Here is a 19702-nt window from a genome sequence, read left to right as displayed (position 1 = left end):
CAGTCCCTTCGCAACTCTTATTTGGGTCTGGCTTCGTTTTTCGTAGCCACTGCTGCGGCGGCAGCATCGTTTACTTGCTTTTGCCCGCCTATTACGAATTCCAACCAGCAGTAAGCTAGGCCAGCGCAAACCACCACTAGCATGAAACTTGGGAGTAGCCAATTGCGTCCACCCAATGACTTGCCATTATCCTCACGAACCCTTATCAAAAAAAGGAAGAATGAAAGCATAAACGCAAATGGAACCATCATTGCTACAGCGAGATCAATGACAACTTCTTTGTATGCAAAAAATGCGATTAAGCCCAAACTTCCGACACCAATCGAGGATAAATAGCAGACAATTTCGGCACTAAGAACCTTCCCAACTTTGCCCTGCCCTTCTATTCCCGCCCGCCTCTCGGAGAAGTAGACTCCCGCACCGCCAATGATGGCTGCTAAGAGGGGTGAAATGTAAGACAAATATTCTGCGACACCACCCTTTACGAAGAAAACTGCTGTCGCCACAGTCAATATTCCTGAAAGAACAAAAAGATAGGAAAAAAAGACTGGCGTCCAGCCATTTTTCTTTTCTACACCTTTAGGATCCGGGACCTGCTCAAGCTTTGCAATGCGCGTCTTTAGCTCATTCAATTCGACCTGAATATCTATTACTTCTTTGCGAGAGCATCTACCGCTAATAGCACTCCAATTCGTCATCGCCCTTAGGAGCTCACTCAAGAAAACAAAGGCACTCAAGATCAGCCTCCACATGGTGATTTTGCTTGCAACTCAAGACTTACATCGTGAGTTTCCTGCCAGACCCAAAGGCCAGCGATTGCGCTTAATCCAGGCGAATGCGCCCCGATACCTTGCAGCTTTTCCCGGACGGTGAAATCGCGGCTGTAAGTCGAATGGTGCTCATCATCGAGCTCGTGGCCGACGATCTGCGCGCGAAGTTCCGACACCACGCCAACTCCCTGGAGCTCTTGGATGAACGTTTTTCGCAGTGAGTGAAAGCCGCGTTTAGCCGGCTCCCAGCCCTTCCCCACCTCAGCCAGGTGACGACTGAAGGCCTTGGTGATCCAGTTGCCCTGCCCGTTGACTGCCGTGGCCTTAGCTGCCGGGAACAGCCTCGTTTCACCGACCCTGCGCTTCCCATCGACCCAATTCAGGAAGCCCATCTTAAGAAGCTCGGGATGGAGCGGCACCGTTCGAAGGCTCACCTCAGTCTTTACTTTCTGATGCTCGCCTTCATTCGAGATACGAATGCAAGGGATGCCGTCCTCCTCGAACACGTCCTTGACGAGGAGCTGGCCGACCTCCGATGCCCTCGCACCGGTGTAGAGCCCGATAAAGGAAGCCCAACGGCCTGACTCAGACATCTTGACAAGCGCCTCTGGTGCGAAAAGCGCCTGTATCTGGGCGCGGTCGTATGCCTTGAAGCCAAGCTTTTTCCGAGCCCTCTTCTCGCGCTGTGAGTAGCTCACGTGACCGGAGGCAGGGTTGTCGCCCCTAGGGTAATGGCCTGACGCCATAGCCCATTCGAAGAACCCACCCTTGCCGCCGATGTAGCTTTGCTTGTTGGTGAGCGTCGGCGTTGAAGCGCCCTTCTCCCGCATGTCTTGATACCAGCGGGCCAAATCCGACCGGGTGATGGCATGGACCTTCATCGTCGGCCCCAGGAACGCCACCAACGCCTCGATGGCCGTCTTCTTGATCGTGTAGGTCTTGGGCAGCGTCGAGGATTTGAGCGTCGCCAGAAAGGCATCACGGGCTTTGCCCAAAGTCATGGTTTCGATGGCCGGCGCAGAGGCTTGCCTACTTGGGCCAGCATGCGGTGAGCCAAAAATGGTTGGCGCGGCAACCGGGCGGGCTCTAGCCTGCAAGGCAGCGCCGGCCATCGCTTCCAGTTCCATCAGCTGCCGATACAGTTTCAAGTCCTTCGGGCTGTCGATCTGCCACTGCTCAGTGACGCTGCCGTCAGGAGCACGCGTCCGATTCAACGTGAGCTCTTGAAGATTCTCGGCGCTCGTCAGTCGAGCAATGAGCAGATCCGCGTCCGACTTGCTGAGCTTGGCCACGCGTTGATCCTTCAACTGTGCGAAGAGCCGAGCATAGCCCGCCCCCAGCACGACCGCACGCACGTGAGCCTGCGCCAAGTCCTTCGTTTGCAGGGAGCGTTTGATAAGCCGGCAGCCCATCACGGTTTGCAAACCGATGGGCACACGTTGGACGAACGACCAGCGGCCGGTGGAGGACCGGCTCAAATGATGAGGGATGCGCATGCGAGTTTTTCCTCTGCATGCTTCCTGCCTCCAATCAATTCACCTAAAAAATTAGTGATTAAAATCAATAACTTAGACGTGACTGGCGGAGAGAGTGGGATTCGAACCCACGGAAGGTTTGACCCTTCGCCGGTTTTCAAGACCGGTGCCTTAAACCGCTCGGCCATCTCTCCGATGCTGCTTTGCGTGACCGCCGAGGGCGTCGTGTGATCACGCTTGCGCCACGCGCGATGCGGGTGACGTATGTCGATGGACGCGGCAGTGAGCGGCGCCATCGACCCGGGATTGCTCCCGGGCGCGCATTCTCGCATGCCCGGACGCGCTTTGCTAAGCGCTGCGTCTTGCCGAGCTGCCAGGCTTTGCAAAGGGGTTCCGCTTGCCAGGTACGCAGCGTTCCCGACGACGCGGCCTTGCCAGGCCGCGCAGCGCTGATGTGCCGACGTCGACAACCAAAACGTCGACGACTAGGCACAGCGCTTGGCCGGCTTCAGCCACGAACAGGCACGGCGCTCAGCCGGCTTCCGCCACGGCCAGGCGCGGTGCGGTCGCGGCCGCACGCTTGAGCTTTTCGGCCAGCTCGGCGCAGTTGCCGCCGCAATCCAGGCGCGAACGTTCGATTTCCTGCGGCAGGTGCTCGGCCAGGAAGTCGATGAACACCCGCACCGCCGGCAGCAGGCCGCGGCGCGAGGCGAACACTGCGTGGCAGATGCCTTGCGGGAGCGACCAGTGCGGCAGTACCACTTCCAGCTCGCCGCTGCGCACTGCCTGGGCGCACACGGTTTCCGGCAGCATGGTGATGCCGAAGCCATCGCGCGCCATCGACTGCAGCAGCGGGAAATCGAAGCCGGCCAGACGCGGCTGCAGGTCCACGCGGCGCATCTCGCCGTTGGGGCCGTGCAGTTCCCAGCGCTGGTGCGCTTCGTCTTCGCTGGTGCTCATGGTGGTGTGGTTGGCCAGCTCGCTCGGGTCCTTGGGACGCCCGGCGCGGTCCAGGTATTTGGGGCTGGCCACCAGCAACTCCTGCACCTGGCCAAAGCTGCGCATCACCAGGCTGCCGTCGTCGTCCAGGCGCGATCGCACGCGCAGCGCGATGTCGTAGCCCTCGTTGATGACGTCGACGCGGCGATTGCTGATGTTGAGCTGCAGCCGCACCTTGGGGTACTTGGCCAGGAATTCCGGCAACAGCTTGGGCAGCTGGATCTGCGCCAGCGAGACCGGAACGCTCACACGTACAAGACCGCGCGGCTCGGCACTGAGACGATCCACCACCTCGCGCGCGGCCTGGGCTTCGGCCAGCATGGTCTGCGCGTGCCGATGCACGCTGGTGCCGACGTCGGTGACCGCAAAGCGGCGGGTGGAGCGCTGCAGCAGGCGCACACCAAGATCCGTTTCGAGCTGGCTGATACGGCGGCTCAGGCGCGACTTGGGGATCCCGAGCGCACGCTCGGCCGCGGCGAAGCCGCCGTGGTCCACCACCATCGCGAAGTAGTACAGGTCATTCAGGTCGTGCATGGCGCAGGCATCCATGGATAGAACGATAAGTGACATTTAATCACCTTTATTCCAGCAGAGCAACGACCTGATACATCAGAAATGTAGTTCCTTGCAGCCAGACCATCGAACTCTTGCGCACGGAGCTTCATCTTTTTCTACCAAGGCAACGCCCAGCACCCGGCACAGATGTCGGCAGGTAGCGCTCGCTAGATCCACCGGGGTCTTCCAGGCGCCGCAGCAGGCCGTGCACCATGCAAATGCAAACGGGGCCAGTGACGGCCCCGTTCTTGATCAATATGTTTAACAACTCCGCCACCGCAACTTGGGTAGCTGAGCGGCCGCGCCAGCAACGGCGCTCAACAAGGCTGACGAGCGAGCCGGAGCTGGCAGTCGCCAGCCGCCAGCCGCCAGCCGCCAGCCGCCAGCCGCCAGTCGAGGCTGCCTGCCCGCCCGACATCGAGCATGAAGATGCACGCCCATTCCAGGCATCGGCCGCGCCCGCCTGGATGCTGCGCAGCCGGTGCCTCGGCCGCTCTTATCCGATCCGCTCGAGCCCGCCCATATACGGACGCAGCACCTCGGGCACATCGATCGAGCCGTCGGCGTTTTGGTAGTTCTCCATCACCGCGATCATCGCGCGGCCCACGGCGGTGCCGGAGCCGTTGAGCGTGTGCAGCAGCTCCGGCTTGCCGCTGGCCGGGTTACGCCAGCGCGCCTGCATGCGCCGCGCCTGGAAATCGCCGCAGTTCGAGCACGACGAAATCTCGCGATAGGTGTCCTGCGACGGCAGCCACACCTCCAGATCGTAGGTCTTGATCGCCGAGAAGCCCATGTCGCCGGTGCACAGCAGCACCTTGCGATACGGCAGGCCGAGTTTTTCCAGCACCACTTCGGCGCAGCGGGTCATGCGCTGATGCTCGGCATCGCTGTGTTCCGGTGCGCAGGCGGTGACCAGTTCGACTTTTTCGAACTGGTGCTGGCGGATCATGCCGCGCGTGTCGCGGCCACCGCTGCCGGCTTCGGCGCGGAAGCACATCGAATGCGCGGTCATGCGCAATGGCAGACGCTCGGCATCGACGATTTCGTCGCGCACGATATTGGTCAGCGGCACTTCCGAGGTGGGGATCAGATAGCGGCGCGACTCGCCCACTTCGGTCTGAAACAGGTCGTCCTCGAATTTGGGCAGTTGCCCGGTGCCGCGCATCGATTCGGCATTGACCAGTAGCGGCACGTTGGTTTCTTCATAGCCATGCTCGCCGACATGCAGGTCGAGCATGAATTGCGCCAGCGCGCGGTGCAGCCGCGCGACCGGCCCGCGCAGCACAGTGAAACGCGCACCCGACAGCTTGGCGGCAGTCTCGCCGTCCAACCAGCCGTGCGGTGCACCGAGTTCCACATGGTCTTTGACCGGGAAGTCGAACTGGCGCGGCGTGCCCCAGCGCGACTGCTCGACATTCTCGCTCTCGTCCTTGCCCTGCGGCACGTCGTCGGCCGGCAGATTGGGCAGGCCCAGCGCGATGGTCTCCAGCTTGGCGCGAATCACCTCCAACGCGTCTTCGGAGGCCTTGAGCTCATCGCCGAAACCGGCCACTTCGGCCATCAGCGCAGTGACATCCTCGCCCTTGGCCTTGGCCTGCCCGATCGCCTTGGACTTGGAGTTGCGCTGACTCTGCAGCTCCTGCGTACGCACCTGGATGCGCTTGCGCTCGCTTTCCAGCGACTCCAGTTCCGCAGTGTCCAGGGAGAAACTGCGCGTGCTGCGCAGGCGCTCGGCAAGGTCGGCGGGATGTTGGCGAAGCAGGGCCGGATCTAGCATCGGGAGTCTGTGTGTCGGTAGGAAGCGCGAGATTATCGCCTGTTCCGTCACCTGCTGCGATCGATTCACCGCCGCTATGCCAGAATTGGCCCGATCCTTCAGGTGAGCCCTATGCCCGCGCCCCGCCCTGCGTCTGATCGGCAGATTGTCCTGCGACTGCCCCGCCACACCCTGAAAATTGCCGGTATCGCCTTCGTTGCCGGCCTGCTGCTGTTCCTGCTGGTGTGGGCCACCGGCCGCAAGGACGACTTCTATAAGGCCTCGCCGGCGCAACCGGCTGCAGGTGCGCAGGCCGACGACAACATCCAGCCGCTGCCCGCGCCGCTGCCGGCCCAGGACGGCGCCAGTGACATGCCGCAGGCCAAGCCACCGGAAGAAACCCCGACACTGGTGGAAACTGCGCCACCAGCCCCGCCCGCGCCGACGCCCTTGCCGGAGGACGCGGTTCCCGGCGCGCCGGGCGCCGCACCGGCAAACGCCGCGGCGGCTGCAGGCGGAGATCGCCCGGTGCCGATGCAGGGCCAGATGCCGCCGCCGCGCTACCCCGCGGCTGCCCTGCGTCGCGGCGATGCCGGCGATGTGGTGGTGCGGGTGGACGTGGACGCGGCGGGCAATCCGGGCGGGGTGACGCTGGTGCAACGCAGCGGCTCGCGCGATCTGGACCGCGCCGCGATGGAAGCGGTGCGTCACTGGCGCTTCCATCCGGCGCAGCGCAACGGCCAGCCGATTGCCGGCAGTCTGGATATCCCGTTCGAGTTCAAGCCGGCGCAGTAAGCCCCGCCGATACGGCGCGTCGTGCGCACCGCACACGACGGCGGCCAGACTGCCGCAATCGACGAACACCACTGCGCGTTAACCGGACAAGGCGGGGCGAACCAGACCCTGACTCGGCTTGACCAAGCTGAATGTCTACCGCCGTTTAAACCTTCCCGAGCGCCCTGCCTTAGCTGGCCCTCAGGCAAGGCCGACCAGACTGGTCACGTCATCCCAAAGATGCGCCAGGAGGCCGGCCATGTCCTTCATCTCCAATCCTTCGTCACACCCTACCCAGGCACTGCCGCAGCGCCCCGTGCATGCGCAAGACCGTGCGGGCGACGACGCGGCCGACGGCGCCTCGCCATGGCTGTGGGCGACCCTGCTGGCGTTGCTGGTGGTGGTGCCGACCTGGTGGTGGGCCCGCCATAGCGATGAATCGTTTGCGACCGACACGCGCCCCGCGCCTGCGGCCAGTCGCCAGATCCTGCCGACCTCGGAGGGTCCGCGTGCGATGACCATGATCGCGCACCAACCCGCGCGCGCGGCGATCAGCACCCAAGAAGCGATTCCGCTGCCGGGCAATGCGGTGCCGAGCTACCCGTCGGACATTGCGCAGGCCGGGATCGCAGGCAGCCGCACCGCGCGACTGCAGCTGGACGTGCAAGGCCGGGTGAGCGATGTGAGCATCGTCGATCGCAGCGGCAGCAATGACCCGCGCCTGGATGCAGCGGTGATGGACAGCTTGCGTCAGTGGCGTTTCGAGCCAGCCAGCCGCGATGGCCACGCCGTCGTCAGCAGCGTGCAGGTGCCGGTGGAGTTCACCGCCGAGCACTGAGCGGGATCATCAACCAAGTCGGATCGCAGTGGCGCCGTGCTGGCTGTAATGCGGTATCCAAGCGTCGACTGACAGGCGTTACGACGCCTTTGGTCGACCGCTCCTCATCCGAAGAGCAGTCCTCAACCAGCAAGAGAACTGCCCGTCTTTCCTACCGAAGCCGTTTCATTACTCAGGCCGTTTCAAGCCCGAAACCGGCGCCCCGCGCCAGGCTGTCGAAGCCCGGGAACGAGGTTGCGACATTGGCCACGTCATTGACCCGCACGCTGCCGGTGGACAGCTGCCCGGCAATGGCAAACGCCATCGCGATGCGGTGGTCGCCGTGGCTTTCGATCACGCCGCTGCCGATGCTGCCGCCGTGAATGGTGGCACCATCCGGGGTTTCGTCCACTCGCACGCCCAGCGCGCGCAGCCCGGTGGCCATGGCTGCAAGGCGGTCGGACTCCTTGACCCGCAGTTCGGCAGCGCCGGTGACCACCGTCTGCCCGGTTGCCGCAGCGGCGGCCACGAACAGCGCCGGGAATTCGTCGATCATGTCCGGCACCAGCGCTTCGGGAATCTGCGCGCCCTGCAGCGGCGCATAGCGCACGCGCAGATCCGCCACCGGCTCGCCGCCATGTTCGGCATGACGTTCTTCGGCGATATTCGCGCCCATCAGCCGCAGTGCCGCCAGCAACCCGGTGCGACGTGGATTCAGGCCCACCGCACGCAGCAGCACGTCCGAACCGGGAATGATGCTGGCTGCCACGATGAAGAACGCCGCCGACGAGAAATCGGCAGGCACCGCGATATCGGTGGCGCGCAGACGCTGACCACCGCGTAGCCGCGCCTTGCCGGGCGAGAAATCGATTTCCACACCAAACGCAGACAACATGCGCTCGGTGTAATCGCGGGTGGGATGCGGCTCGCTGACCGACGTCTCTCCCTGCGCATACAGGCCTGCCAGCAACACCGCGGATTTGACCTGCGCACTGGCCACCGGCGAGACGAAGTCAATGCCATGCAAGGCCTGACCACCATGCACACGCAGCGGCGGGGTGCCGTCGTCCTCGGTGTCGATGCGCGCGCCCATCTGTGCCAGCGGGCCGGTCACGCGCCGCATCGGGCGCTTGGACAGCGACGCATCGCCGACCAACTCGCTATCGAAACGCTGCGCGGCCAGCAGGCCGGCAAGCAGACGCATGCCGGTGCCGGCGTTGCCACAGTCCAGCGCCTGGCTGGGCGGCTGCAGGCCATCCACGCCGACGCCGTGCACGATGCGCTGCGACGCCGACGGCGTGTCGATGCGCACACCGAGCTGGGCGAAAATGGCCGCGGTAGAGCGCGTGTCTTCGCCTTCGAGAAAGCCGTCGATCTGCGAGACGCCATCGGCCAGCGCGGCGAACATCACCGCGCGGTGCGAGACCGACTTGTCGCCGGGAATGGTCAGGCTGCCCTGCAATGCGCTGCCCTGCCGGGCGATCCAGTGGTGCGTGCTGCTGCTCATGCGTGTGATCCGATTGCTGCGGCATCGCCCTGTGCGGCGATGCGCGTTGAAGAGTGTCGTGGCGCTGCCGTCACCTCGGCCGGTGACGGCGCGCCTGTCAGGACGGCGCTGGCGTGACGCCCGGCGCTCAGGGAATGGCGACCGGGTACGAGCCCAGCACCTTGATCTGCGCCGAGTGCGCTTCCAGTTCGGCCAGCGCCTGCTTCATCGCCTCGTCTTCCACGTGGCCGGCGAGGTCGATGAAGAAGCCGTATTCCCACTTGGCCTGGTGCGAGGGACGCGACTCAATGCGGTTCATGCTGATGCCATGCCGCGCGAACGGGCTGAGCACGTCGAACAACGCACCCGGCTTGTCGTGGATGAACACCAGCACCGAGGTGCGGTCATGCCCGGAGGTGGGGAAGATCTGCCGGCCGATCACCAGAAAACGCGTGGTGTTGTCGTCGTCGTCTTCGATCGACTTCATGATGACTTTCTTCAAGCCATACACATGCGCGGCGCTCTCGCCGCCGATCGCCGCGGCGTCCTCGGCATTGCGGGCGCGGCGTGCGCCTTCGGCATTGCTGGAGACGGCGATCTTCTCGACCTTGGGCAGGTGCGAACGCAGCCAACCGGCGGTCTGCGCAAACGACTGCGAATGCGCGTAGATGCGCTCGATGTCTTCCAGCCGGCCGTTGCGCGAGAGCAGGTACTGGTGCACGCGCAGTTCGACTTCGCCGCAGATTTTCAGGTTGGAGGTCAGGAACATGTCGAGGGTGACCTGGATGGTGCCCTGGCCGGAATTTTCCACCGGCACCACGCCGAAATCGGCATTGCCGGCTTCCACTTCCTGGAACACTTCCTCGATGGTTGCCATCGGCAGGCCAACTGCCGAACGGCCGAAGTGCTTGAGCACCGCCTGCTGGCTGAAGGTGCCTTCCGGGCCGAGATAGCCGATCTTCAACGGCTCCTGCTGGGCCAGGCACGCGGACATGATTTCGCGGTACACGTGCACCAGCACTTCATCGCTGAGCGGGCCTTCGTTGCGGTCCACCACCATGCGCAGTACCTGCGCCTCGCGCTCGGGCCGGTAGTAATCCACCGCTGCGGCGAGCTTGCCCTTGGCCTTGCCGACCTGATGGGCGAAGTTGGCGCGTTCGGCGATCAACGCCTGGATGGTGCGGTCGATCTCGTCGATCTTGGCGCGCACGTCGGCCAGCACCGGCGCAGCGGTGGCCGGCTTGATCGCGCGCTTGTCTGAGGCGTTGGCCGTGGACTTGGCGGCGGACTTGCCTGCCGGTTTGGTCTTGCCGCCGGTGGCGGCACTGGGCTTGCTGGACTTGGGAGCCATCGCTCGGCATTCCTTGAAATTGCGGCGCATGCGCCTGCGCGGCATGCGCCGCGGTCGAATGAAAGACTCAGCCGTGACGCTGCTGGAAGTCGTGCATGAAGCTCGCCAGCGCCTGCGCGCCCGCCACCGGCATCGCGTTGTAGAGCGAGGCGCGAATGCCGCCGACCGCCTTGTGCCCCTTCAGCGCCAGCAGACCGGCTGCCTTGGATTCGCTGACGAACAACGCATCCAGCTGCTCGTCGGCCAGAAAGAACGGGATGTTCATGCGCGAACGCACCGCCGGCTTGACCAGGTTGCGATAGAACCCGCCGGAACCATCGATCGCGCCATACACCAACGCTGCCTTCTCGGCGTTGCGGCGGGCGAATTCGTCCACCCCGCCCTGCTCCAGCATCCACTTCACGGTGAGTCCGAGCAGATACCAGTTCCAGGTCGGTGGCGTGTTGAGCATCGAATCGCGGGCGGCATGCGAGGCGTAGTTGAAGATGTCCGCGCGCGGCTGGCCGGCGCGTTCGAGCAGGTCGCGCCGCACGATCAGCACCGAGATGCCGACCGGGCCCAGATTCTTCTGCGCGCCGGCATAGATCAGCCCGTAGCGCGACACATCCAGCGGCTCGGAGGCGATCGACGAACTGAAATCGGCAAACAGCGGCAAGGTACCCACTGCCGGGGTGTCGCGGAACTCGACGCCGTGGATGGTTTCGTTGGCGGTGATGTGCACGTAGGCCGAGTGCGGCGACAAGGTCCAGCTGGCCACCGGCGGAATGTCGGTGAAGCCGCCCGCCTGGCCGTCTGCGGCAATGCGCGCATCCACATAGGTGGACGCCTGCTTGATCGCGGTCTTGCCCCAGTGGCCGGTGATCACGTAGTCGGCGGCCTGGCCGGGTGCGGCGAAATTCAGCGGCAGCAGCGCCTGGATGGTGGTGGCGCCACCGGCAGTGAACAGCACCGCGTAATCGTCGGGAATCGACAACAGGGTGCGCAGATCGGCTTCGGCCGCGGCCGCCACGGCCATGAAATCGGCGCTGCGGTGGCTGATTTCCACGATCGAGGCGCCGACGCCGTTCCACTCGACCATCTCTTCCTGCGCCTGGCGCAGGACCGATTCCGGCAATGTCGCAGGGCCGGCACTGAAATTGAACGCGCGTGTCATGGCACACCTTGGCGAGCTAGCCTTCTAGTATGCCGCAGCGCACCGGCCTTGGCAGCGTTGCAGAAAAGTTGCATGTGCATCCTTCTCACCCATGGCGACGTATGGTTTGCGTAGGCCATCGGCAGCGTCATCACCATGGTCCGGTATTCTCATCAGCAGCCACTGTCAGGAGCGAGCCATGTCCCTTCGCGATGTCTTGAAGACGCCGTCCAGCGAGATCACCGATGAGGCCGTCTACCGCGACCGACGCCGGCTGCTGCAGCTGTTTGCGCTGACCCCGGCGCTGGGCGTGGCCGGCTGCGCCGAGGCCGATCCGCCGCCTCCGCCCAAGACCGTGGTGACCCCGGCGCAGGCGCGCAGCGGCTTCCGTACCGCCGAGGAACTGACCCGGCTGGAAGACGTCACCAGCTACAACAACTTCTACGAGTTCGGCACCGACAAGACCGACCCGTCCAAGGCCGCCAAGACCCTGAAGCTGTCGCCGTGGTCGGTGAAGGTCAGCGGCGAATGCGAAAAGCCCGGCAGTCTGTCGCTGGACGAGTTGCTCAAGGGCATCAGCGCGGAGGAACGCATCTACCGGCTGCGCTGTGTGGAAGGCTGGTCGATGGTGATCCCGTGGACGGGCGTGCCGCTCGGCGAGGTGCTCAAGCGCTTCGCACCGACCTCCAAGGCCAAGTACGTGGCATTCACCACGCTGGCCGATCCGCAGCAGATGCCGGGCGTGCGCTACCGCTCGATCAACTGGCCGTACCGCGAGGGCCTGCGCATCGACGAAGCGATGCATCCACTGACCCTGCTGGCCACCGGCCTGTATGGCAAGCCGCTGCCGCAGCAGAACGGCGCGCCGCTGCGGCTGGTGGTGCCGTGGAAGTACGGCTTCAAAAGCATCAAGTCGATCGTGGAAATCCGCTTTGTCGAGAAGATGCCCGAAACCGCGTGGCACGATCTGCAGCCGTCCGAGTACGGCTTCTTTTCCAACGTCAATCCGGCGGTGGATCACCCACGCTGGAGCCAGAAGACCGAGCGCCGGATCGCTGGCACCGCGAGCAAGTTGTTCGCCGAGCGCATCGCGACCAAGCCGTTCAACGGCTATGCGGACCAGGTCGCCTCGCTGTACGCGGGGATGGACCTGAAGAAGTGGTTTTAGGCAGTGATGTCCCCCGCGTAGGAGCGCACCCGGGCGCGACGGGCGTTACCAGGAATGCCCGTCGCGCCCGGGTGCGCTCCTACGATGCATGTTGATGCCCGCGCGGCATCGCTTCCTTCATCGAGATCGCATGGCCAAGACCTCCGCATCCCTGATCGCCGCCAAGACCCTGGTGCATGTCGCCGCGCTGACCCCGATCGCCTTGCTCGGCTGGCAGTTCTGGCAGGTATGGCAAACCGGCAGCGATGCGCTGGGCGCCGATCCGGTGGCCGAAATCGAGCACCGCACCGGGCTGTGGGCGCTGCGCTTCCTGTTGATCACCCTGGCGATCACGCCGCTGCGCCAGCTCACCGGCCAGGCGACGCTGATCCGATTCCGGCGCATGCTCGGGCTGTACGCATTCTTCTACGCCAGCGTGCATCTGGCGGCCTACCTGAGCCTGGATCTGCGCGGCTTCTGGACGCAGATCTTCGAGGAGATCCTCAAGCGCCCCTACATCACGGTCGGCTTTGCGGCATGGCTGCTGCTGGTGCCGCTGGCGATCACCTCCACCCAGGGCTGGATGCGGCGGCTCAAGCGCAACTGGGGCCGCCTGCACATGCTGATCTACCCGATCGGCTTGCTGGCGGTACTGCATTTCTGGTGGCTGGTGAAATCCGACATCCGCGAACCGGCGCTATATGCCGGCATTCTGGCGGTGCTGTTGGGCTGGCGGATCTGGAAGAAACTCAGCGCGCGCCGAACCACAGCAAGGCGCTCAACGCCGCCGCCAGCAACACCGCGCTGAGCAGCAGCCACGGCCAGCGCGCCACTTTGACAGGCGCACGTGCCGGTTCGCCGGGCGCGCGTGGTGGCGGCAACGGCTCCGACTCGGGAAGGTCCCAGGTGGTGCCGTGATGGGTGCGCGGCACCTCCACGACAAAGCGATGGCGGGCATCGAACACCACCTGGTCGCCAGCCTGCAGCCAGCCGTCGCGCACCTGCACGCCGTTGATCCAGCTGCCTTCTTCCGAACCCAGGTCGCGGATCAGCACACGGTCGCCGTGACGTTCCAGGCGCGCGTGCTGCGCGGCGAAGGCCGGGTCGTCGATGACGATGTCCGCAGCCGGGTCGCTGCCGACCAGGCGTGAGCGGTCCAGCGTGAAGCTGCGCCCGTGATGGCGGCCGCCCAGCCCGCGCAACAGCAGGCAGACCTCGCTCAGGCCGGCATCGTCGTCTGCAACGTCGTTGGCCGGCGCGCTCGATGGCGCACTGCGCAGGAGCATCTCCACGCCGTCGGCGTAGATCGCATCGCCGGGGCGCAACAGCGCCATGCGCCGCACCGGACGTCCGTTGACATGGATGCCGCGGATCCCGTTGGCCACCTGCAGCCACAGCCCGCGCTGGTCCAGGCAGAACTGCGCCAACAGCAGCGCCCCCTGCGCATCGGCAACCACCCGCACACTGCCGGAGGCATGGCGGACGATCCGGTGGACGCCGGGCTTGAGGGAATGATCCGGCTGCTGCCGGTGGGTGAAATGAACTTGCAGATCGCGCACCCGCCGCAGCCTAGCAGGTTTGCCCCGCGCCGCGGCCAACAATGTGACCGGCGTCCGGCCGACGCAGGTACGGCACCGAGGTGCGTCGCTGCTCGGCCACACGCGCGCCGCACTTGGAGCCTGGCCCGCGTATGCGCACAATGCACGCTTCTTTCGTCTTCCCCATGGAACCCATGTCCAGCATCGATATCCGCCACGACCATGCCTTGCCGCCGGCCCAGGCCCGCGCAGCGATCGACGCGGCGGCGCGCAAGTTGACCGATCGCTATGGCGTCGCCTCGCATTGGGAAGGCGATACCTTGCGCATCGCGCGGGCCGGCGTGGATGGGGCGATCACCCTGCTGCCGCAGCAGGTACATGTCACCGCCGAGCTCGGCTTCCTGTTGTCGGCGATGCAGCCGATGGTGGAATCGGAGATCCGTCGCCTGCTGGCCGAAAAACTCGTCTGAGCCGCAGTGTCGCTGGTCCGGGCCTGATCGCCCGGCCATGCCCTGACCGCACCGGTGCTTCAGCGACAAGTCACCCGCGCGGCCCATTGCAGGCGGATGCTCTGGACGTGTTTCACCTGCTCGATGCAGTGCCGGGACTAGGGTGAAGGCAACGTCACTTTGGCAACCCACAGGAGCATTCCATGACGACCGGATACGATCAGAACGGCAAGCGCGACGATGCCGCGCACGGCTTCCAGGCGCAGGCAGAACAGATTTCGCGCCGGCTCGGCGAATCGGCACAGACGGTGTGGCTAGCCGGGCTCGGTGCGCTGGGAAGGGTGCAGAGCGAGGGTGGCAAGTTGTTCGATTCGCTGGTGCGCGAAGGCGCAGCCTACGAGCGCAGCGGCCAGCGCAAGGCGGCCGAAAGCGTCGATGAGCTGCGCGAAGAGGTGGAAACCCAGTTCGAACAGGCACGCGACACTGCCGTGCGCGGCTGGGACAAGCTGGGCAAGGCCTTCGACGAACGCGTCAAGGGCGTGCTGCGCACGCTCAACATTCCCGAGCAGGACGAACTGGAAAACCTGCGCCGCGAGGTGGAATCGCTCAAGGCCCAGGTGCGCGCCAATACCGCCGCGACCAAGCGCGCCAACCGCACCGCCAATCAGGACGCGCAGGCCGCCAGCAGCGACACCACCGGCTCGACCAGCGGCAACTCCAGTCCTGGCAGCGCTGCGTTCGATGGTGAATAAGCCGGCCCGACAATGTTGCAAAGCAGCATGATTTTTTAGACAATCGGGAAGGACCCGCCAGTCCTGTAATACGAAGTCCGTTTGCTCCCCTCCCCTCACGGCTTCGGACTGGCGGGTCTTTCGCTATCTGGATCACGGTGCGTGGTATCGCCGCTCGCGATCCATTGACGAATCTGCGGCGAAAGATTCTTCTAGGCGTACCGCTTCGTCATACGTTCCATACCTTCGCTTGATGCTCATGCCTTCCTGGATTGTGGCGCTTGTGGCTTCCCTGCTGCTCTGGCTGGGAGTGTGTGCGTATGTGTGGCTGGTGCGCCGCCGTGCCAACGAAACCAGCGAGGGCGTGCGTGCGTTGGCGGCGATGCACTGGCGCGACTTTTCCGCCGTGGTGCAGCGCGTGCTGCAGGAGCAACGCGGCTGGCAACCCACCCAGGTGCCGCAGGACGGCCTGCCGACGGCCGACTTCATGATGCAGACCGAGCACGGCACGCGCCTGGTGGCCTGCAAGCACGGGCGCGGCTACCGCATCGGCGTGGCAGCGGTGAACGAGCTGGGGGCGATGGCGCGGCTGGCCGGCGCGGGCGGCGGCGTGATGGTGACCGAGGGCCGCATGGAACGCGAAGGCCTGGCGGCCGCCGAGAAGCAGTCCATCGAAGTGCTGGATGGCGTGCGCCTGTGGCCCTTGCTCAAACCGTATCTGCCGGGCGATGTGGAAACCGGCGTGGTCGGCATGGCGCGCCGTCGCGCGATCCGTCACAGCCTTATTGCCGGTGCAGCGCTGGCGACCCTGGCGCTGGTCGCGGTGCTGGCCTTGCAACCGGTGCAGCCACCTGCGCCTGCGCAGCAGGCAGCGGTGGTGGCCGCCCCAGGCGCTGCCGCAGCGGTCGCCGCAACACCCCCACAGCAGGGCACAAGCTCGCCGCAGGCCGCGCCGCCATCAGCGGCGCCGCCTGCATCGACGCCACTGGCAGGCGATGCCGAACCGGATGCGGCAACCATGCAGGGCTATCAGCGCGAGGTGTCCAAGGCGCTGGCACAGACGCCCGGCCTGGTGCGCGGCATCTGGATCACCCAGGCAACGCTGGCGGTGGATCGCTCGGTTGACGATGCGGCGGCGTGGCCGTTGATCTGCCGCGAACTGCAGCGCTATCCCTACCTGCGCACCGTGCGCGTGCAACTCAATCCACGCCCCGGCGTGGACGAAGCGGTGCGCTGGCGGCAGTGCACGACGATCTGATTCATGCATCGCCCCATGCGCCTGCGCGCGAGGCTTGAGGCTCAGCGCATTCCCGGTGCGAACCGTGCCACCAGGTCGTAGGATCCGCCCAGGAACAGCTGACGCACATAGGTGACCGGCTGGTCTCCGCGCCAGGTGTGGCGATCGATGACCAGACAGGCCGCGCCATCGTCCACCTGCAGGCGTTCGGCTTGCGCGGCGTCCGCACTGACGGCACTGATGCGGTGTTCGGCGCGCGTCCACGGCACGTTGCGCAACAACCAACTGCCCGGCGCCACGTCGGTGAACGGCTGCAGCAATGCCTCGGGCACGGTGGTGATGTCGATCACCCGCTGCTCCAGCGCGAACGGACTGCCGTCTGCCAGGTGCACGCTTTCCAGCGCCAGCACCTTGCCGCTGCTGCCCAGGGCCCGCTCCTGCGGCACGCGCAGGCGCGGGCTGCGCAGTCGGCGCGACAACAGCGCGAACCGGTAGAGGTGGCCGCGCGCGGTCATCTCCACTTCGATGTCGGGGATCGACAACGCGACCTGCTCCAGATGCGGATGCGGGCGCGCCACGAACGAGCCGGTGCGGCGCCGGCGTTCGATCATGCCGGCATCGGCAAGCAGGCCGAGTACCTTGTTCACGGTCATGCGCGAACAGCCGTATTGCGCCATCAGCTCGTGCTCGGGCGGCACCCGGTGACCGGGCGGCCAGTCGCCACTGTGGATGCGGCGTTCCAGATCCTGCCGGATGCGTTGATGCAGGGTGCCGGGCGCGGCGGTGGGGGTGGCGGTCAAAACAGGTCTCCGGTCAGACCCGCATTGTGCGCGCATCCACTCATCTGCTCAGCAGCGATCGCAGAACCCCGGCAAAACGCGCGGCAATCCGCGCGCGATCCACATGGCGCCCGTCGCGCACCACCGGTTGCCCGGCGCGCCAGACGGTGCGCACCGCACCGCCGCGCGCGGCGAACAGCCAACTGTCCAGCAGCGCGTCGTCGTTGCGCGCCAGCAGCGCCGGATGCGTCGGGTCCAGTTCGAGCAGATCGGCCGATGCGCCGACCCGGATGCCGCTGCGCGCAGTGCCCAGGGCCTGCGCCGCACCCTCGCCCGCCTGCTCGAACAACCAACGCCCGCTGGAGGCGCCCGCCTGCGCCAGCACATTGCGTGCCTGCAGCTGCAGACGCTGGCCGTATTCGAGCAGGCGCAGTTCTTCGGCCGCGTCGATCAACACATTCGAATCCGAGCCGACACCAAAGCGCCCGCCCGCAGCGGCAAATGCCTGCATCGGGAACAGGCCGTCGCCCAGATTCGCCTCGGTAATCGGGCACAGCCCGACCACCGCGCCGCTGCCGACGATACCCTGCAGCTCGCTCGCGTCCACATGCGTGGCATGCACCAGGCACCAGCGCGCATCCACCGGCGTGTTGGCCAGCAGCCACTGCAGCGGGCGCTGGCCGGACCAGGCCAGGCAGGCCTGGACCTCGCGCTGCTGCTCGGCGATATGGATATGGATCGGGCCATCGGTGAGCGGCACCAACGCCGCCAACTGCTCCGGCGTGACCGCGCGCAGGCTGTGTGGCGCCAGCCCGAGCACGCCATCCGGCAATGGTTTCAGGCTGCCCTTGCAGTCGTCCAGCAACCGCGCGAAACCGTCGAGGTCGTGGATCAAACGACGCTGCGCTGCGCTGGGCGCGACGCCACCGAAATCCGCATGCGCATAGAACACCGGCAACAGCGTCAGCCCGATGCCGGTGTTGGCGGCGGCAGCAGCGATGCGCCCGGACATTTCGCCGGCCTGCGCATACGCCGCGCCACCGGGGCTGTGGTGCAGGTAATGGAATTCGCCGACGCGGGTGAAGCCGCTTTCGAGCATTTCCACATAGGCCTGTTCGGCGATCGCCTGCAGGCTGTCCGGATCGAGTCGGTCGACGAAGCGGTACATCAACTCGCGCCAGCTCCAGAAACTGTCGCCGCTGCGCCCGCCCACTTCGGTCAGCCCGGCCATGCCGCGCTGGAATGCGTGGCTATGCAGGTTGCCCAGCCCGGGCAGCAGCCGCTCGACCCGGCTGTCGCCGGCAGCGGGTGCGGTGCCGGGCTGCACCAAGGCGATGCGCCCCTGCGCCAGCGTGATCCGCACGTCGCCCGCCCAGCCATCGGGCAGGAGAGCCCGCGCCGCCCACAACGCCTGCACCTGTTGGTCTGCCACTGGACACCCTCGATTGCCGGTTCTATTGTATATACATATCAGACACCACGAGCCTGCGCCATGCATTGCGACGTCCTCTGGCACAACGCACAGCTGATGACCCTGGACGCAGCCGATGGTGGCCTGGGCATCGTGGACGATGGCGTTCTGGCCTGCCAGGACGGCCGCATCACCTACGCCGGCCCGGCCGCGCAGGCCCCGGCGCTGACGCCGTACGTTGCGCACGATTGCCGGCGCCGCTGGATCAGCCCCGGCCTGATCGATTGCCATACCCATCTGGTGTATGCAGGCAATCGCGCCAACGAATTCGAGCAACGCCTGCGCGGTGCCAGTTATGCCGAGATTGCCGCAGCCGGCGGTGGCATCGTGGCCACGGTGCGCGCCACCCGCGCTGCCGACGACGCAGCGCTGCTGGCCGCCAGCCTGCCGCGCCTGGACGCCATGCTCGCCGAAGGCGTGACCACGCTGGAAATCAAATCCGGCTACGGGCTGACGCTGGAGGACGAAACCAAGCAGCTGCGCGTGGCACGCCAGCTCGCGGCACTGCGCAAGGTCGAAGTGGTGCCGACCTTCCTCGGTGCGCATGCGGTGCCGCCGGGCGGCGATGCGCAGAGCTATATCGACGCCGTCTGCACGCAGATGATTCCGGCGATCGCCGCGCAAGGGCTTGCCGAGGCGGTGGACGTGTTCTGCGAGCATCTGGCGTTCTCGCCCGCGCAGGCCGAACAGGTCTTCCGTGCCGCGCAGGCACATGGCCTGGACATCAAGATCCATGCCGAGCAACTGAGCAATCAGCATGGCGCGCAACTGGCCGCACGCCATGGCGCGTTGTCGGCCGATCACATCGAATACCTGGATGACGCCGGCATTGCCGCAATGGCCGGCGCCGGCACCGTCGCGGTGCTGTTGCCGGGCGCGTTCTATTTCACCCGCGACACCCAGCTGCCACCGATCGCGGCGTTGCGCGCCGCCGGCGTGCCGCTGGCCCTGGCCACCGACTGCAACCCGGGCACCTCGCCGCTGACCAGCCCACTGCTGGCGATGAACATGGCCGCCACGCTGTTCCGCATGACCGTGGACGAGTGCATCGCCGGGTTCACCCGCGAAGCCGCACGCGCACTCGGGCGCGGCGAGCGACTGGGCCGGCTGCGCGCCGGCCTGCACTGCGACCTGGCGATCTGGGACATCGATGCGCCGGCCGACCTGGTCTACCGCATGGGCTTCAACCCTCTTCATGCCCGCGTCTGGCGCGGGCATTCCTGCTGAATCCGGAG

The 19702-nt window shown here is 65.6% G+C and carries 18 protein-coding genes and 1 tRNA gene; 8 read left to right on the top strand and 11 right to left on the bottom strand.

Features of this window, described 5'->3' with window-relative positions:
* Window positions 1-17: 17 nt before the first annotated feature.
* From ACCQ04_RS08100 to serS, 5 genes are all read right to left on the bottom strand, one after another.
* On the bottom strand, window positions 18-737 hold the full coding sequence (locus ACCQ04_RS08100; RefSeq protein ID WP_372358721.1) for a hypothetical protein: 720 nt from the start codon (window positions 735-737) through the stop codon (window positions 18-20).
* Between the two features lie 2 nt (window positions 738-739).
* Window positions 740-2266, bottom strand: a complete 1527-nt coding sequence (locus tag ACCQ04_RS08095) for a DUF6538 domain-containing protein (protein ID WP_372358720.1) — start codon at window positions 2264-2266, stop codon at window positions 740-742.
* Window positions 2267-2349: 83 nt separating this feature from the next.
* Window positions 2350-2439: transfer RNA gene (locus tag ACCQ04_RS08090), tRNA-Ser, on the bottom strand.
* A gap of 337 nt (window positions 2440-2776) precedes the next feature.
* Window positions 2777-3793: a LysR family transcriptional regulator gene (locus ACCQ04_RS08085; RefSeq protein ID WP_016903391.1), complete on the bottom strand. Its 1017-nt coding sequence runs from the start codon at window positions 3791-3793 to the stop codon at window positions 2777-2779.
* A 502-nt stretch (window positions 3794-4295) separates the two neighbouring features.
* Window positions 4296-5576 (bottom strand): serine--tRNA ligase, encoded by a 1281-nt coding sequence (serS, locus tag ACCQ04_RS08080; RefSeq protein WP_039520688.1) that lies wholly within the window; start codon window positions 5574-5576, stop codon window positions 4296-4298.
* Between the two features lie 111 nt (window positions 5577-5687).
* On the opposite strand from serS, the gene ACCQ04_RS08075 reads away from it, so the two are divergent.
* The gene (locus ACCQ04_RS08075; protein ID WP_053054371.1) at window positions 5688-6350 is read left to right on the top strand and encodes an energy transducer TonB; all 663 of its coding nucleotides are present in this window, start codon (window positions 5688-5690) and stop codon (window positions 6348-6350) included.
* Between the two features lie 349 nt (window positions 6351-6699).
* On the top strand, window positions 6700-7167 hold the full coding sequence (locus ACCQ04_RS08070; RefSeq protein ID WP_226427116.1) for an energy transducer TonB: 468 nt from the start codon (window positions 6700-6702) through the stop codon (window positions 7165-7167).
* A 172-nt stretch (window positions 7168-7339) separates the two neighbouring features.
* On the opposite strand, the gene aroA is transcribed toward ACCQ04_RS08070, so the two are convergent.
* From aroA to serC, 3 genes are all read right to left on the bottom strand, one after another.
* Window positions 7340-8653: a 3-phosphoshikimate 1-carboxyvinyltransferase gene (gene aroA, locus ACCQ04_RS08065; protein WP_226426475.1), complete on the bottom strand. Its 1314-nt coding sequence runs from the start codon at window positions 8651-8653 to the stop codon at window positions 7340-7342.
* Window positions 8654-8780: 127 nt separating this feature from the next.
* The gene (gene pheA, locus ACCQ04_RS08060; protein WP_102253914.1) at window positions 8781-9983 is read right to left on the bottom strand and encodes a prephenate dehydratase; all 1203 of its coding nucleotides are present in this window, start codon (window positions 9981-9983) and stop codon (window positions 8781-8783) included.
* A gap of 67 nt (window positions 9984-10050) precedes the next feature.
* Entirely contained in the window at window positions 10051-11136 is a 1086-nt protein-coding gene (serC, locus tag ACCQ04_RS08055) for a phosphoserine transaminase (RefSeq protein ID WP_184434198.1), read from the bottom strand.
* Between the two features lie 178 nt (window positions 11137-11314).
* Between serC and msrP the strand changes: the two genes are divergently transcribed.
* Window positions 11315-12283 (top strand): protein-methionine-sulfoxide reductase catalytic subunit MsrP, encoded by a 969-nt coding sequence (msrP, locus tag ACCQ04_RS08050; protein ID WP_024940184.1) that lies wholly within the window; start codon window positions 11315-11317, stop codon window positions 12281-12283.
* 130 nt (window positions 12284-12413) lie between these two features.
* The gene (gene msrQ / locus ACCQ04_RS08045) at window positions 12414-13070 is read left to right on the top strand and encodes a protein-methionine-sulfoxide reductase heme-binding subunit MsrQ (protein WP_065032370.1); all 657 of its coding nucleotides are present in this window, start codon (window positions 12414-12416) and stop codon (window positions 13068-13070) included.
* On the opposite strand, the gene ACCQ04_RS08040 is transcribed toward msrQ, so the two are convergent.
* Entirely contained in the window at window positions 13012-13821 is an 810-nt protein-coding gene (locus ACCQ04_RS08040; protein WP_065032371.1) for an FHA domain-containing protein, read from the bottom strand. The two genes, msrQ and ACCQ04_RS08040, sit on opposite strands and share 59 nt — an antisense overlap.
* Window positions 13822-13994: 173 nt before the next feature.
* On the opposite strand from ACCQ04_RS08040, the gene ACCQ04_RS08035 reads away from it, so the two are divergent.
* The 3 genes from ACCQ04_RS08035 (at window position 13995) to ACCQ04_RS08025 (ending at window position 16238) form a co-directional block, all read left to right on the top strand.
* The gene (locus tag ACCQ04_RS08035) at window positions 13995-14270 is read left to right on the top strand and encodes a polyhydroxyalkanoic acid system family protein (RefSeq protein WP_054592843.1); all 276 of its coding nucleotides are present in this window, start codon (window positions 13995-13997) and stop codon (window positions 14268-14270) included.
* A gap of 182 nt (window positions 14271-14452) precedes the next feature.
* Window positions 14453-15001 (top strand): phasin family protein, encoded by a 549-nt coding sequence (locus tag ACCQ04_RS08030; protein WP_372358719.1) that lies wholly within the window; start codon window positions 14453-14455, stop codon window positions 14999-15001.
* Window positions 15002-15233: 232 nt separating this feature from the next.
* Window positions 15234-16238, top strand: a complete 1005-nt coding sequence (locus ACCQ04_RS08025) for a restriction endonuclease (protein WP_181142312.1) — start codon at window positions 15234-15236, stop codon at window positions 16236-16238.
* 41 nt (window positions 16239-16279) lie between these two features.
* On the opposite strand, the gene hutC is transcribed toward ACCQ04_RS08025, so the two are convergent.
* On the bottom strand, window positions 16280-17053 hold the full coding sequence (gene hutC / locus ACCQ04_RS08020) for a histidine utilization transcriptional repressor HutC (RefSeq protein ID WP_186810971.1): 774 nt from the start codon (window positions 17051-17053) through the stop codon (window positions 16280-16282).
* Window positions 17054-17057: 4 nt separating this feature from the next.
* Entirely contained in the window at window positions 17058-18428 is a 1371-nt protein-coding gene (locus ACCQ04_RS08015; protein WP_226426477.1) for a formimidoylglutamate deiminase, read from the bottom strand.
* A 60-nt stretch (window positions 18429-18488) separates the two neighbouring features.
* Here ACCQ04_RS08015 and hutI point away from each other — a divergent pair, with 60 nt between their 5' ends.
* Complete coding sequence (gene hutI, locus ACCQ04_RS08010) at window positions 18489-19694, top strand: imidazolonepropionase (RefSeq protein ID WP_226426478.1); 1206 nt, start codon at window positions 18489-18491, stop codon at window positions 19692-19694.
* Window positions 19695-19702 lie beyond the last annotated feature (8 nt).

It is taken from the genome of Xanthomonas sp. NCPPB 2866 (assembly GCF_041475745.2).
GTDB classification, from domain to species: domain Bacteria; phylum Pseudomonadota; class Gammaproteobacteria; order Xanthomonadales; family Xanthomonadaceae; genus Xanthomonas; species Xanthomonas arboricola.
This window is presented reverse-complemented; position numbering and strand designations above follow the sequence as displayed.